This is a genomic window from Gammaproteobacteria bacterium (assembly GCA_016200485.1).
Classification (GTDB): Bacteria; Pseudomonadota; Gammaproteobacteria; order Tenderiales; family Tenderiaceae; genus JACQEP01.
This window is the reverse complement of record JACQEP010000006.1, coordinates 1-13241: the sequence shown is the minus strand read 5'-3', so window position 1 is coordinate 13241 and position 13241 is coordinate 1. Positions and strand designations below refer to the sequence as shown.

Here is a 13241-nt window from a genome sequence, read left to right as displayed (position 1 = left end):
TTTATTAATTAATAACTTCGAACTGATGAGTAATTATGTGAAGCTGTTTCTTAACACTGAGTATAGATTCAATATTCAGTCTGTCTATAGGTGTTTGTCGCAAGATATTATCTGACTGCCGCGGTATGGGTCATACCGGGGGTGAAAGTAAATACGAAGCCGAGCAGGCGATTGCGGCGCGATTTGTAATCCGCAGTATTCCGATCTTGATGATGTTCAAAAATGGTCGTGAGGTTGACCGTCAAGCGGATGCGATGGGGATTGCCTGGGTGATGATGCCGCGCTGAATTAAATGAGCACTGCTGTCGTTGATTTTGTAGTGCAGCCCGGATTGATTACCAGTGAGGTGTGAAGTCCAGTTTGATCAATCCAGGCGAAGTGTTCTATTACCGCCTAGTAGGCCTGGGGCTCTCAAAATTTACCTTCAATTGCTTGCCACCGAAAGATTTACCGTTCAGTCCGGTGATCGCAGCGCGGGCCTCGTGGCCTTCCATCTCGATGAAACCAAAGCCTTTGCATTGGTTAGAGAACACGTCGGTCGCTAATTTGAGTGAGCGCACTTTGCCATATTGGGAGAATAATTCTTGAAGGTCATTTTCTGTGGTGCTGGACGGCAGATTGCCGACAAATAGTTTTTTCAAGGCTCAATCCTCCTGGTTGTTCAATAGATGTATGCTGATATTCTTGTCGTGGGGTATCGGGTATTACTACAAAACAAAAGCCCCGCTCGGCTGAGCGGGGCTTTGTCAGTGGATTCTGCTTTTGAGTTTAGCCTTGCAGCTGAACTTGAGCAGCCTGCAGACCCTTCGGGCCTTTTTCCACCACGAAGCTTACCTTTTGACCTTCGGCCAGGCTTTTGAAGCCGTTGCCAGTGATCGCGCTGAAGTGTACGAATACGTCATCACCGCCATCTTGAGGAGAGATAAAGCCAAAACCTTTTGATTCATTGAACCATTTCACAGTACCGATTTTCATTTTGAGATCCTTAAAAACTAAAAAATGTTACATGCAGGTGAGCAGACTGGATTCAGGGAGATACCGAAAAGGAGCTCGAAGAGTCTGGGCTGGCCATCGCAAGCGGTCTCACTATAAGCTATTTTCCAGTAAAAAGCCCGTAATATATTTTCCGATGCCCCAGGAGGGTGGCGGGAATATCAGAAAATCGTGGTTAAACCAGGGTTTTGATAGGAAAAAACCAGCAAAATCAAACAATAAGGGCGGTACTCTCGTTGGCGCCAGTGAGTGATGGATCTTTATCTGAGGTAAACTTGGCCGTGGACGTTGTGTTCCGAGTGCGAGTACCTTGACGCTGATCAATAACGAGTCTCTGCAAAAAACCATTCCGCCTGGCCGTTTTTCTCTGTTTGCCTTGGGATTTCGGCCCTTTTTTCTGATGGCCGGGTTGGCTGCGTTGGGATTGATTAGTCTGTGGTTGTTAACAGTGAGCGGCAGGATTGATCTCGACACTTATTACGGTCAGATCGGCTGGCACAGTCACGAGATGGTGTTTGGTTTTGCTGTGGCGGTGATCGCAGGATTTTTGCTGACTGCTGTCCGCAATTGGACCAATGTGCAAACGCTGCATGGGCCATGGCTGGGGGCGCTAGTGGGGGCATGGCTGCTGGGGCGGATAGCACCGGTGCTGCCGGGGGTGCCACCGGGATTGGTCGCGATTTGTGATCTAACGTTTTTGCCCTTGCTGGCTGCAGCAGTTGCAGTACCCATCATACGCAGCAACAAAAAGCCGCAATTGATCTTTGTCGCAGTATTGTCGCTGTTGTTTACGTCCAATTTGCTGGTGCATTTGCAATGGCTGGGGGTGACTGCGGATACGGCCAGCTTAGGCATCACACTGGGAATCAATACTGTGGTGTTACTGATTGTCATCATGGCGGGAAGGGTGTTCCCATTCTTTACTGTGCGTGGAGCACCGGGTGCCAAATCGCAGACCTGGCCGTGGGTGGAACGGTTGGCATTTGCTTCACTACTATTGTTCATGGCGACTGAATTGATTATCCCGCAATCGTTGTTGCTGGTGCCATTGGCGATCTTTGCGGCAGTTGTGCATTCAATCCGTTGTTGGGGTTGGTTCTCACGCGGTGTATGGAAGGTGCCGCTGCTCTGGGTACTGTATCTCGGTTATAGCTGGTTAGTACTGGGCCTTTGCTTCAAGGCTTTGGCCGTCTTAACATGGTTACCGCAAACACTGGCGCTGCATGCACTGGCGGCGACTATTGGGGTGCTGTGCCTTGGGATGATGGCACGTGTCGCATTGGGGCATACCGGCCGTTTGTTGCAACCAGCCAAGACAATCGTCGTGGCCTTTGCTGTGATTAATGTGGCGATGCTGGTGCGCGTGTTCGGGCCGCTGTTTGTCGCCGTGGACAAGGTAATGAACGTGGTCATAATTGCAGGTTTGTTATGGTTAATTGCGTTTTCGATTTTTGTGGTGATTTATTTTCCAATGCTGGTGAAGGCACGAATTGATGGCCAGCCGGGATAGGTGACATCTTCATTTAAGCAAAAGGCTCCCAATCGATCATTCTCAAATAAACATTTCCCCTCTCAGTGGTACCCCTCGCTGGCAATCTGCCGGCGCAGGGCATCATTCTGGCGGCTACAGTATTTGGCGCGGATCAGCATTAACTTGATCGCCAGAGAAGCCCAATAAATCAACTGGGGATTTTTGGATTAAAGAGGAGATATGGCGCACCGTTTGTTGGTGCGCCATTGATCGTAGATCAAGCAATTAATCTTTTGGTGTCTCGCCGTATTGAACCCAGTTTAATGGAACGAACTTCTTGCCAGGCTCTAACCGGTGTTCTATCGTGACAGGAATGTTGTTGATATAAGCCGCCCGTAAAGTATCCACCATTGATTGCGCGGCAGAAGATGCCTCGTGAAGTCTCACACCGAACACCATCCCAGGTTTTGTATCGAGCGTAATCAACACCTCAGAATCTAACATCTGTGCATTCTTGCCAATCTCCATCCCCATTATTTGACTACGGAAAAGGTTGATTTTGCCCGATACAATTACGGCATGGGGGTGAGGGGCGGATAGTGATGCCGGTGTGTCGGCAAAGGCCGAGTGATTGTTAAGCGCGATAGCGATTAGAACAATCAAATATTTTGCTGCATGTTTCATAAATATTTCCTCCTTGAAAAGTAAAAACATTGCGTTGTTGGTGGTTGTCGCTGCACCTCTTCCTTGTGTAGTTATAGTTAACAATCTGAACTATTTCATCCATGTGTTTTATATTGGATATATACATCTGGTATTGGTATGGGCAATTTATGGCATTTTATTTTAGTTATTTGATTTTTAATGGAGGCGCCAGGTAGCTGGTGAAGCTTAGTGTTGATGTTCGCAATATTGTGGTGCTGCATCTGTTTCTTTACCGACGTTGGTTATTCATCGCATCATTGAGCTTTGCAAGTAGAGTGCTGGAATCATAGGGCTTCTGCAGGAAGCTGCTGATGTTCAGCGCTTTGGCCCGCTGTTCATCTATCGTTTCGCTATATCCTGTGCAAAGGATAAAGGGCAGGTCTGGTCGCAGGGCGAGCATGGCAATTGCCAGTTCAGAGCCGGTCATGCCGGGCATGGTCTGGTCTGATATGACTACATCTATTTCATCGGAGGCTGTCTCGAACTGACGCAGGGCAGCGATGGGGTCGTTGAATATTTTTACGTGATAACCTCGCTTTTCCAGCAGTGTGCGCAGGAAGCCGGTGATAATGACTTCGTCATCAATGACCATTACACGGGACATGGTTGCTTGATCTGCTTGGGTGGAACCCATTGTGATCTCCTCTATTCTGGTATGTGTGGAGTAAATAACAGCCGGAAGCAACTGCCTTTGTTCAGCTGACTCTCTACCAATATGTGACCTGATCGATCATGCACGATGCCATGCACCACGGCCATGCCCATGCCGGAACCCTTGCCGACTTCTTTGGTGGTGAAAAATGGTTCGAATACCCGCTGCAAGGTGGCATGATTCATGCCGTATCCGGTGTCGCTCACAAGGAGTTCAACGCAGTCGCCAGAAAATTTGATGTGGCAAGAAGTACATGTCGCATCTCGCAGCGACACCTTGCGCACTGTAATGACCAGTGTGCCCATGCCATCCATGGCATCGCGACCATTGATGCAGAGGTTCATGAGGATCTGTTGCAGTTCGATGCTATCAAGTGACACGGGGGGCACTGAGGCATCCAGCTCGGTCCTTATTGTGACGCTGGAGGGTATTAGGGGACGTAGCAGTGTCAACATCTCCGGGATGACAGAAGACAATAGGATGGGCTGTGGTGTGGTAGTAGCACGACTGCGACCAAAGGCCAGCATCTTGATCACCAAATCACGAGCCCGCTTACCGGCATGGATGACTTCATCGAGATAGCCGTATAGAGTTTTATCACCGAGTTCACGTGCGGTCTCCTGCGCCAATTCGGTATAACCAAGAATGCCCGACAACATGTTGTTGAAATCGTGTGCCACGCCACCGGTCAGTTGACCAATAGCCTCCATTTTCTGCGACTGGGCAACTTGTTGCTGGAGCCGGAGGTGCTCGACTTCAGTTTTCTTACGGTCTGTGATATCTCGAATGAGACCAATGAACAGGTGTTTGTCGTGATGGTTGACGTCTGAGACCGCAAGATCCATCGGGAAGGTGCTGCCATCTTTACGCAGCCCCCGTACCTCACGACTAAAACAGATAATAGGCGCCATGCCGCTGGTGTAATAATTCTCGAGATAACCATCATGTCGACTGTGGTAGGGTTCTGGCATCAGCATATTGATGTTTTTGCCGATGACTTCCGCCGCAACATAGCCAAATATTCTTTCAGCGGCACGATTAAACGATTTAATGATCCCCTCTATATCAATAGTGATAATACCGTCCACTGCATTGTCGAGAATTGCCTGGGTGTGCTTGACACTCTCCTGTAGTGCCTCTTCTGCTTGTTTGCGGTCGGTAATATCAAGTGAAATGCCGAGCAGATGTGTGGTCGCTCCAGTCTTATCGCGCAGTGCAACTTTTTTAGTGTAAAGATAGCGTGTTTCGCCGCTAGCGGTTTTGATCGGTTCTTGCAGAATCTCGGTGACTTCGGTTGACGCCAGAACTCTACGGTCTTCGGCAGTGAAGGCATCGGCCTGATCTTTGGGGAAGAAGTCGTAGTCGTTTTTGCCGATCAAATCATTACGGGAATAACCCAGTAGCATCTCCCCGGCACGATTGAACAGTTCGAAACGCAGATCGTCCGCGCGCTTGAGAAACACCATTGCCGGGATGTGATCGACAATGGAATCCAGAAGTTGGGTGGTTCGATGCAGGGCCTCATCAGTTTGTTTGTGCTCAGTGATGTCTGTAATAAAGCCATGCCAGAGCACAGAGCCGTCCGGTTCTTGTTGTGGTAGTGCGTTGCCGAATAACCAGCGCACTGTGCCATCGTCAAACTTTATTCGGAATTCACGCCGCCATGGGGCCAGGCGTTGTGCCGAGACCTGGATAGAGACCATGATGTCATCTAAGTCATCTGGATGGATTACGGCAAATGCTTTGGCTGAATCTTCGCGAACATCTTCCGGGTTGATCCGGAAGATATCGCGGATGGCGTCACTGGCGAAGGGAATACAGGAGCTGCCATCGGGACGCCGTCTGAACTCATAGACAACGCCGGGTACCCGGCTGGCAATTTTATGCAGACGGTCCAGAGTTTCCTGTCGTTTGTCATCTGCCAGCTTTTGCTCAGTGATATCCAGGACAGTGCCATGCATACGAATGGCCTGCCCAGCGGTATTGAACACGACTTCGCCACGGCCATGAATGTGGTACATGCTCCCATCGGGCCACACTATCCGATGCACACAGTCATAGATTCGCCCTCCGTCCAGCGCGCTGCGAACGGTCTCCTCCAGGCGCATCACATCGTCAGGGTGTATCCGCTGGCGGAAGATTTCATAGTTAGGCGTTACACTGTGCGGTTCGAGGCCCCACAGTCGAAAATGCTCGTCTGACCACGTTAATTCCCCTGAAATCGGGTTCCATTCAAAACTGCCCAAGCGGGCGACCCGCTGCGCCTGGTTCAGACGTTCCTCGCTTTCGCGTAGTAGCTGTTCACGTGAGTTCCCAATGAAGCGCAGAGTCACACTCTCGCGCAGGTGGCGATGGGTGCGTTGGGCGATCAAGATGGTTAGCAACAAAAACAGCGTTGTCATCGTGCCCATTGCGATCGGGATCTCCTCGCCCTCAGCGAACAGGCGCAGGATCAAGGCGGTGAGCGCGGGGAGTGTGAATGCCAGGACCGAGACCAGATCGATCGACAGAGTGGTGATGGCGCCCGCCGTCATCCCCGCAAGCGCGAAGGCCAGGAAGGTCTGATGAGGGACATCATTGACGGGATACAGCAGGAAGCTCGCCAGCCCCCATACTACGCCAGTCGCCGCGATACCTGCGCGGAAGCTCGGTAACCAGTTGTTATCGGCGTCACCCTGGATGCGGCGATATGCGACAAACAGCAAGGTGCGTGCGGTCAGCACGAAGATCAGGAGTGCCAGCCAGCCGAGGATGGCCGTCGTCGCAATGGTGCCCCACTGCACCCCAACAAGAATCAGTGCAATTATCATGTTCGCGGCTAACGATATAGGAAAACTGGCATAAAGCGATTGAATTTTCTCGGCGCGAAGTGCATCCGATTCGTGGGCTGCAGTAGGCATATTTGCGTGTGTTTGCATGCGAATTTCAGCAGTTAAACTATGAAAAAAGGAAGCGCATAAATAATTCAGGGAAATGGGTTTCCGAAAAGTTAATTTGTCTGGGGATCATCAGAACAAGTCCATATTTGATCACACTTTAAATTGCCCGACGAGTTTTTCCAGTTGTCCAGCGAGCTGGTTCAAATGGCCACTCGTTTCGGCGGCTCTGTCCATTGCGGTCGCGCTATTCTCGGCCGATTGATTGATGGTGAGAATGTTGCGATTTATTTCTTCGGCCACGGCCCCCTGCTCTTCGGCAGCGCTCGCAATTTGTGTATTCATGTCGCGGATGATGCCGATTGCACTGACGATAGACGTCAGGGCCTCACCCGCCTTGGCAGCATGATCGACACTGGCTTTTGCCTCGCCTCGACCATCATTCATCACTTGCACTGCATTTTTGGCGCCCTGTTGCAGTCGCTGAATCATTTCTTGAATCTCGGCCGTGGACTGTTGGGTGCGGCTGGCCAAGGTTCTAACTTCATCTGCGACGACGGCGAAACCACGCCCTTGCTCACCGGCACGTGCGGCTTCTATAGCGGCATTCAGGGCCAACAAATTGGTTTGTTCGGCAATGCTCTTGATGACATCAAGGACAGATCCGATCTTGTCGGTTTCTGATTCCAGTGTTTGAATTACACTGCCGGCATTTTCTACTTTATGCGCCAGACGAGTGATCGCCTCAACGGTTTGAATAACTATTTTGTGCCCATTCTCTGCTACATCATCAGCGTTAACCGCAGCCTTTGCCGCTTCATCGGCGCTACGAGCCACTTCCTGCACGGTCGCCGTCATTTCGTTCATGGCAGTTGCTACTTGGTCGGTTTCACTCCGTTGTATTTGTGCGCCTTGGTTGGCCTCATTGGTAATATTGGTCAGACCAACGGACGTGCTGGATAATTGAGCGGCAGCCGCTCTGGTTTTATTGATCGCATTGTGAACTGCCTCCATGAAGTGGTTAAGGCCGTGTCCGATGTTGCTTCTGACATGTGCCTGTCGGAAGGTAAGGTCAATCTCTTCTGTCGAGACACTCATGTGTTGGGCGAACTCTTGAACTTCTTCCGTCTGAATGGCCTCGCGATGGAGTTGTATCGCCATATATACCAGAACCGCGACTTCAAATACGACGTAAGCAGCGTGTATCAGGACGATGTGAATTCCAGTCCTGTTTTCGAAGATAAAGACACCATAGTTCCATTCCTGAAAGAAATTGAACGCGATATGATGTACCGCAATCACTGCAGCTGCAATGACGATGGGTAACCAGTCGCGGTAATACAACAAGAAGGCGAGTAGTGCGAAAATGCCGAAATGGAGTTCGACCATTCCGTGCGCTTGATGAATTGTCAGTGCCGACATCACCATGAAGCCAATGCCTGCCGCAATGCGGGTCACGCGTGCGCCGGGGGCGAGGTAGCTGAGCACAAATGGCACGGTTACTGCCGGGAGGCCGATTAACAGCGAAACGGTCCAGGTGTCATACCAGCTGGCGAGGCCTAATGACATGATCATGTAGGCGCATAGTACCCCTATCATGATCTTATCTCCCTTTTGATACATCTTTAGAAGACCATTTGCGGTCTCATGGGGCCTATTTGTTCCGCTAAAATTCGACATCTTTAACTCCTCGTTAAGCTATTACAATAACAACCAAATTCTTTAACCTGAGTGCTAGTGAATTTCTCACCAGCAAGTAAGTTATTAATGGCGGTCTCTACCGGGCCATTTTTATTGGCGCCGCAATTCGGTGAGTCACTGTATGGCCCGAAATATGCCATCGTGCCCTTACTGTCCAATACGGCGGCAGCGGGAGTCTTGACAGGGAAGGCGGCACTATCCAGTTGGGCGATTATCGCTTCGCCAAATCGCTTGTTTGACGCATATCGATACCCGGTATCTGGGGTATGCCCTCCTGGGCGAGGGATAACGACAAAGCGCACGTCACGAGATTTATAGGTGTCCATCAATTGGCGCACATGGACATCAGTGAACTTACTGCAAGAACAATCGGTATCCCAAAAATATAAAACCGTCACTTGGGCAGGGGCAGCTTGTGTAGTGACATAGCTTTTCCAGGCTTGTTGCGCATTGATTTTTTGGTGCAGGTGCATTTTGGCTTGGGGTTGGTCAGTAAATGGCTGGAGTAACCGAAATTCAAACCACCAAAATCCCCATAGAGTGAAGATCAGCCACAACACAAATAACCCATAGGCTACCCATAATCGATGTTTTGGATGGCTATTCGAGAGGGGATATTTCATATGCCTATTTCAAAATAAAAATCTCATCTCTTTATCGGCATTTTTTGTGATGTACTAGAGATCAAGATCGTAATCTTCGCAAAAAATATGGAGGCCAGGCTTTTCCATTAAAAATAGATGGGAGCTGGGTGCGGACAACGAGTGATCCTGCAGGTTAGGTTAGGGCTGGCCGGGGGGCATGAAACTGGAGAAGAGTCCAATATATTGGATATTATATGGTTATGGGTGACGAGAAAGGAGATAGGTCGACATGGCGCTGATGATCCGTGATATTGCGACAGAGGGATTATCAAGTTTACTGGGGCGATATGGAATGAAAGTGCGGTGGGTGGCGGATGGGGCGGCAATTCCCGGAAGCTACTGGGGCGACAGTGAGGCTGGGGTGATCGCCAACGAATTATTAATACGTAGTGATACGCCGCTGCACTCGGCGCTCCATGAAGCTTGTCACTATGTGTGCATGGATCAGCAGCGTCGTTCCGGGCTGCATACTGATGCCGGCGGTGGTTACGATGAAGAAAACGGCGTTAATTATTTGCAAACATTGCTGTCTGACTTGATTCCCGAGTGTGGTCAAGATCGGATGTTTGCCGATATGGATGCCTGGGGTTACAGTTATCGTTTAGGCTCGGCGCGTGCCTGGTTTGAGCAGGATGCGGATGATGCGCGGTTGTGGTTAGTGGGGTATGGCCTGATCGATGAGATATCTCGGCCGACATGGAAGTTACGCCAGTAATCGGTGCAGCGCGCTGCTTGGCACGCTGCACCGGTACCCGTGTTACATAGCCATTGCTAACGGGGTTTGCTGAATCCCGGCAATATGCCAATTGGCATTGGTCTGGGCGTGCGAGCGTTGTACATGCCAGATCTCATCGAAGGTTTCGATAGGGCCATTCGCCTGTTCGCGGATTTGACCCGTATAGCGGACGCTGGCGATGGTCAGGTCACCTTCGTTGTAAACGTCTAATACCTTGGCATCGACGGAGATCACTTCAGTGTGTTGTACGGTATCGCCAAGCTCCTGCATTTGGAGACTGATCTCGGCGAATATTTCCGGCGTGGTGTATTCGCGGATGTCATGCAGATCCCTGGCATCATTGGCGGCTTGCAACCGGATAAAGTGGCTCTTCGCCAAACGGACAAAGTTATCTTCGTCAAACCATGATGGGCGGGTGCTGGTGCCACCACCGCCGGAAGAAGACATGCCACTACGTTCCTGCGAGGCATCTATGACCGGGGCGGGGCCACCGTCGCTGTGTCCAGCGTATTGAACCTGGCCCCTGGCCGGGGTAGGTCGACGCATGGCGCGAATCACAAAGAAAATGAGTGCCGCAATGCCGAGCATCAGCATGATGTCGAAGGGCTTGATGCCATCGAAGCCGTGTCCCATAAACAGCGAGGCGAGCAAGCCGCCTGCGGCCAATCCCATCAAGGGCCCTAACCAGCGATTACCACTCTTGGCCGGGGCAGAGGCGGGAGCTTGCGTCGGCGGGGCCTTAGGGGCAGCCTGCTGGCTCACGTTGTTGCGTTGGTAACCAAAACTCTTGCCGCCGCCAAAGCGCTTGGCCTCGGCCTGGCCGATAAACAACGTGCTACTGATTAGAGCGATAACAAACAACTTGATAAATCTGGTCATGGTTGACTCCATTCAATGAATGCCGCGCTAGTGTATCACTGGATGGGGCAAGGGTAGGGGCTTGACTTGTTTCCATGTTTCGACAATAATTGAAGTGTGGAAACAAAAACAGCACTTTCTGCCTTATCAGCACTGGCCCAGGAATCCCGGCTGGCGGTCTTTCGTGCCTTGGTACAGGCCGGACCGGAGGGGTTGGCTGCGGGTGCGATCAGCGAGCATACCGGTATCCCGCCATCGTCACTGTCTTTTCATCTCAAGGAATTGGCGCACGCCAATATGGTGGAGTCTCGGCAGGAAGGGCGATTCGTTATTTACAACGCCAACTTTTCCACCATGAATGAGTTGCTCTCGTTCATGGCTGAGAATTGTTGTGGCGGTAATAGTTGTGCGCCGGTCTGTGTGCCGGATAAGAAGGCTAAAGTGAGGTCAAAATGAAACGTTTTCATGTGCATGTTGCGGTAGACAATCTGGCGGAGGGTATCCGTTTTTATTCAACGATGTTCGCAGTCGAGCCGACTGTGGCCAAACCTGATTATGCAAAATGGATGCTGGATGATCCACGGGTCAATTTTGCCATCTCGCAGCGCGGTGCTGAGGTTGGTCTGGATCATCTGGGTATTCAGGTAGAGTCGGCGGACGAACTTGCGGAAATGAACGCACGCTTGCAGAAGCTACAGACAGGTGTCGCTGAAGAAGTGGGTACGGCCTGTTGCTATGCGAAGTCTGACAAATACTGGACGGCTGATCCGTCCGGTATCGCTTGGGAAACATTCCATACCTTGGATAGCATTCCAGTCTTTGGCGGCGCAGCGAGCCAGCAAATGGATTGCTGTGGTCCTCAGGCAAAAACGGAAACTACCTCTCCCTGTTGTGTGCCCGTGAGTATAAGCAAGACACCTTCCAAGTCCTGCTGTTAGGAAATATTCATGAGCAAAACATACAACGTTCTGGTGCTGTGCACCGGCAATTCGGCGCGCAGCATCCTGGGTGAGGCGCTATTCAATCATTTTGGCGCAGGGCGCATCCGCGCTTTCTCAGCGGGCAGTCAACCTGCGGGTAAGTGTTGCTTTGGAGACACTGGTGCATCATGGTATCCATGTCGCTGATGCCCGCAGTAAATCATGGGATGAGTTTTCAGGTCCGGGGGCAGTGAGCATCGATTTTTTGTTCACGGTTTGCGCCAATGCGGCTAATGAACCTTGTCCGATATTTCCGGGGCAGCCAACGACGGCGCATTGGGTTATTCCTGACCCAGCACATGTCGAACCAATGAAGGCTCGGCGTGCAGCGTTTGAGATAGCCTATCAACAATTGGAGCAGCGCATTCGCGCCTTTTTGGAATTGCCGCTGGATTCGATGGCGCGAGATGAAATTGTCGCCGCTGCACGCCGTATTCATGAAATTAAATCAGTGTGAGCACAGAAAGCGATATCTTGGCTGAACCTGTGGCGATGAATTTTTTCGAACGCTATCTGACGTTATGGGTGGCATTATGTATTGTAAGCGGAATTGCGCTCGGGCAAGTTTTTCCCGTTCTATTTCAAAGCATCGGCCGGATGGAGGTGGCACAGGTCAACCTTCCGGTGGGGTTGCTGATCTGGGTGATGATCATCCCAATGTTGATCAAGATCGACTTCGGCGCGTTGCATCAGGTGACGGCGCACTGGAGGGGGATCGGAATCACACTGTTCATCAATTGGGCCGTAAAGCCATTTTCCATGGCCCTGCTGGGTTGGTTGTTTGTGCGCCAGCTGTTCGCTCCTTATCTTCCAGTCGAGCAAATTGATAGCTACATCGCTGGTTTGATCTTGCTGGCGGCAGCGCCATGCACGGCCATGGTGTTCGTTTGGAGTCGGTTTTCCAATGGCGATCCCTATTTTACGCTCTCGCAGGTGGCGCTTAATGACCTGATCATGATCTTCGCTTTTGCACCAATCGTGGGACTGTTGCTCGGCATGTCTTCGATCATCGTGCCGTGGGATACGCTGCTGACCTCGGTGCTGCTCTACATCGTGATCCCGGTCATTCTGGCGCAACTCTGGCGCAAGGCATTGCTACAGAAAGGGCAGACTGCTTTCGATGCCATGCTGGCAAAGATCGGTCCATGGTCGATCGGTGCCTTGCTGGTGACGCTGATATTGCTCTTTGCGTTTCAGGGCGAAGCCATTCTGAATCAGCCATGGGTGATCGCAATACTGGCGGTGCCGATTCTGATTCAGGTGTTTTTTACTTCGGGGTTGGCTTATTGGCTCAATCGTAAAGTAGGTGAGAAACACAATATCGCTTGTCCTTCAGCGTTAATCGGTGCTTCCAATTTTTTTGAGCTGGCTGTCGCTGCGGCCATCAGTTTATTTGGATTTAATTCCGGCGCGGCATTGGCAACAGTGGTCGGAGTGTTGATCGAAGTGCCCGTAATATTGTTGGTGGTGCGGATTGTAAATTCGACACGAGGTTGGTACGAAAAGGAAACCAGCCGTTGAGGCTGTAGAAAAACCCAAAACCACCCAATAAATCGCCCCCGCGATCTGCCATAATTTCACTGCGAAATAAAACAAAGGTGGACGCGACATGGCACGGTTCAAAG

The 13241-nt window shown here is 50.9% G+C and carries 14 protein-coding genes and 1 pseudogene; 7 read left to right on the top strand and 8 right to left on the bottom strand.

Features of this window, described 5'->3' with window-relative positions:
* Positions 1–125 precede the first annotated feature (125 nt).
* Positions 126–287: a hypothetical protein gene (locus tag HY272_02915; GenBank protein MBI3771641.1), complete on the top strand. Its 162-nt coding sequence runs from the start codon at positions 126–128 to the stop codon at positions 285–287.
* A gap of 99 nt (positions 288–386) precedes the next feature.
* On the opposite strand, the gene HY272_02910 is transcribed toward HY272_02915, so the two are convergent.
* Together HY272_02910 and HY272_02905 are read right to left on the bottom strand one after the other, a co-directional pair.
* Positions 387–641 carry an RNA-binding protein gene (locus HY272_02910; GenBank protein ID MBI3771640.1) on the bottom strand — a complete coding sequence of 85 codons (255 nt, stop codon included), beginning with the start codon at positions 639–641 and terminating at the stop codon, positions 387–389.
* Positions 642–768: 127 nt separating this feature from the next.
* Complete coding sequence (locus tag HY272_02905; protein ID MBI3771639.1) at positions 769–975, bottom strand: cold-shock protein; 207 nt, start codon at positions 973–975, stop codon at positions 769–771.
* A 328-nt stretch (positions 976–1303) separates the two neighbouring features.
* Here HY272_02905 and HY272_02900 point away from each other — a divergent pair, with 328 nt between their 5' ends.
* Positions 1304–2503, top strand: a complete 1200-nt coding sequence (locus HY272_02900) for an NnrS family protein (protein MBI3771638.1) — start codon at positions 1304–1306, stop codon at positions 2501–2503.
* Positions 2504–2749: 246 nt separating this feature from the next.
* Here the strand turns inward: HY272_02900 and HY272_02895 are convergent, their stop codons facing one another.
* The 5 genes from HY272_02895 to HY272_02875 form a co-directional block, all read right to left on the bottom strand.
* Complete coding sequence (locus tag HY272_02895) at positions 2750–3148, bottom strand: hypothetical protein (GenBank protein MBI3771637.1); 399 nt, start codon at positions 3146–3148, stop codon at positions 2750–2752.
* 250 nt (positions 3149–3398) lie between these two features.
* Positions 3399–3803 (bottom strand): response regulator, encoded by a 405-nt coding sequence (locus tag HY272_02890; GenBank protein MBI3771636.1) that lies wholly within the window; start codon positions 3801–3803, stop codon positions 3399–3401.
* 11 nt (positions 3804–3814) lie between these two features.
* Positions 3815–6739: a PAS domain S-box protein gene (locus tag HY272_02885; protein ID MBI3771635.1), complete on the bottom strand. Its 2925-nt coding sequence runs from the start codon at positions 6737–6739 to the stop codon at positions 3815–3817.
* A 111-nt stretch (positions 6740–6850) separates the two neighbouring features.
* Entirely contained in the window at positions 6851–8320 is a 1470-nt protein-coding gene (locus HY272_02880; GenBank protein ID MBI3771634.1) for a methyl-accepting chemotaxis protein, read from the bottom strand.
* A gap of 59 nt (positions 8321–8379) precedes the next feature.
* On the bottom strand, positions 8380–9021 hold the full coding sequence (locus HY272_02875) for a hypothetical protein (GenBank protein ID MBI3771633.1): 642 nt from the start codon (positions 9019–9021) through the stop codon (positions 8380–8382).
* A gap of 259 nt (positions 9022–9280) precedes the next feature.
* On the opposite strand from HY272_02875, the gene HY272_02870 reads away from it, so the two are divergent.
* Positions 9281–9757 carry a hypothetical protein gene (locus HY272_02870; protein MBI3771632.1) on the top strand — a complete coding sequence of 159 codons (477 nt, stop codon included), beginning with the start codon at positions 9281–9283 and terminating at the stop codon, positions 9755–9757.
* Between the two features lie 42 nt (positions 9758–9799).
* Here the strand turns inward: HY272_02870 and HY272_02865 are convergent, their stop codons facing one another.
* Entirely contained in the window at positions 9800–10657 is an 858-nt protein-coding gene (locus HY272_02865) for a Tim44 domain-containing protein (GenBank protein MBI3771631.1), read from the bottom strand.
* Between the two features lie 96 nt (positions 10658–10753).
* Here HY272_02865 and HY272_02860 point away from each other — a divergent pair, with 96 nt between their 5' ends.
* The 4 genes and pseudogenes from HY272_02860 (at position 10754) to arsB (ending at position 13137) form a co-directional block, all read left to right on the top strand.
* Positions 10754–11092 carry a helix-turn-helix transcriptional regulator gene (locus HY272_02860; protein ID MBI3771630.1) on the top strand — a complete coding sequence of 113 codons (339 nt, stop codon included), beginning with the start codon at positions 10754–10756 and terminating at the stop codon, positions 11090–11092.
* Entirely contained in the window at positions 11089–11574 is a 486-nt protein-coding gene (locus HY272_02855; GenBank protein MBI3771629.1) for a glyoxalase/bleomycin resistance/dioxygenase family protein, read from the top strand. Before HY272_02860 ends, HY272_02855 begins: the two co-directional genes overlap by 4 nt.
* Positions 11575–11583: 9 nt before the next feature.
* Positions 11584–12073: pseudogene (locus HY272_02850) on the top strand (arsenate reductase ArsC).
* Between the two features lie 35 nt (positions 12074–12108).
* Positions 12109–13137 (top strand): ACR3 family arsenite efflux transporter, encoded by a 1029-nt coding sequence (gene arsB / locus HY272_02845; GenBank protein ID MBI3771628.1) that lies wholly within the window; start codon positions 12109–12111, stop codon positions 13135–13137.
* Positions 13138–13241: the final 104 nt, after the last annotated feature.

What these genes read in the sequence shown, in the direction of transcription:
- HY272_02915 (MBI3771641.1), top strand. Translation starts at nt 126, where the DNA reads ATGGGTCATACCGGGGGTGAAAGTAAATACGAAGCCGAGCAGGCGATT.
- HY272_02905 (MBI3771639.1), bottom strand. Translation starts at nt 975, where the DNA reads ATGAAAATCGGTACTGTGAAATGGTTCAATGAATCAAAAGGTTTTGGC.
- HY272_02895 (MBI3771637.1), bottom strand. Translation starts at nt 3,148, where the DNA reads ATGAAACATGCAGCAAAATATTTGATTGTTCTAATCGCTATCGCGCTT.
- HY272_02890 (MBI3771636.1), bottom strand. Translation starts at nt 3,803, where the DNA reads ATGGGTTCCACCCAAGCAGATCAAGCAACCATGTCCCGTGTAATGGTC.
- HY272_02885 (MBI3771635.1), bottom strand. Translation starts at nt 6,739, where the DNA reads ATGCAAACACACGCAAATATGCCTACTGCAGCCCACGAATCGGATGCA.
- HY272_02880 (MBI3771634.1), bottom strand. Translation starts at nt 8,320, where the DNA reads ATGTATCAAAAGGGAGATAAGATCATGATAGGGGTACTATGCGCCTAC.
- HY272_02875 (MBI3771633.1), bottom strand. Translation starts at nt 9,021, where the DNA reads ATGAAATATCCCCTCTCGAATAGCCATCCAAAACATCGATTATGGGTA.
- HY272_02870 (MBI3771632.1), top strand. Translation starts at nt 9,281, where the DNA reads ATGATCCGTGATATTGCGACAGAGGGATTATCAAGTTTACTGGGGCGA.
- HY272_02865 (MBI3771631.1), bottom strand. Translation starts at nt 10,657, where the DNA reads ATGACCAGATTTATCAAGTTGTTTGTTATCGCTCTAATCAGTAGCACG.
- HY272_02855 (MBI3771629.1), top strand. Translation starts at nt 11,089, where the DNA reads ATGAAACGTTTTCATGTGCATGTTGCGGTAGACAATCTGGCGGAGGGT.
- arsB (MBI3771628.1), top strand. Translation starts at nt 12,109, where the DNA reads ATGAATTTTTTCGAACGCTATCTGACGTTATGGGTGGCATTATGTATT.